The sequence below is a fragment of the Paenibacillus sp. sgz302164 genome (assembly GCF_056120505.1).
In genome coordinates this window covers 1-775 of sequence record NZ_JBVYOL010000069.1, presented here as the reverse complement: position 1 = coordinate 775, position 775 = coordinate 1, and the positions used below count along the sequence as shown (strand labels likewise).

General features: G+C 46.6%; 1 protein-coding gene. It reads right to left on the bottom strand.

The window, feature by feature from the left end:
• Positions 1-621: transposase (locus tag AC0LWT_RS38940; protein WP_474687347.1), on the bottom strand; the 621-nt coding region annotated here is incomplete at its 3' end.
• Positions 622-775 lie beyond the last annotated feature (154 nt).

The following is a 775-nucleotide window of genomic DNA, read 5'->3' as shown; positions in this document are numbered from 1 at the left end:
CGACCATTCATGGTACAAGTGGTAATTGAGATAGCCTCGGTCGAACACATAGATCGCATCGTCCTCCACCACTAAGGAAAGCGCCCCCGCTTGGTCGGACACCGCACTTGTGGATAGCACCATTCCATCGGGATGCATGCTGTCGCGATCGGCCACCACGTAACGCAAATGCAGTTTCACGCCGTTCTTGTCTTTCGAAAAGTACGCCCACTCGCCGGCTTTTTCGGGCAACGTGATTTCAGTGGCGTCGATGAGGTTTAATCGGCCGAGATTCGCTATCCCCTTCTTGTCCTCATGTAGCTGTCTGACCTGCTCAAGGACATGGAAGCAGAGACGCTGCACGGTCTCCAGCGGCAATTGCTCCATTTTCCGGTAAACGGAAGATGCGTGGACAGACGCTAGTCCAATAAACTGTTGAAGGATGGGGTTTGCGCGCAAACCGATTTCGATGTCGGACAAACTTTCCAATCCGCGAAGCTGGGCATCGATCAGCAACAACAGGGTTGTACCCGTAAGCAGCTTCTTGGCGTACGAGTCGCTAAAGGGGCACCGAAAGTTTTGTAAATCCAGTAAGCTTAAACACTTTTCAAAAACGGTATTTGATGGTAGACTATTACCCATATTGAGCTCCTATTTTAATGGATTTGGGTAACACGCCTAGATGATCTGACCATTAGAATAGGTTTTTTTATGCAAAATTTCAACATTAATTTACCTTTTTTGTTAAATAACATTTAAAAAATATGGTTTGTTACATTTGTTTGCAAAGCTAGTG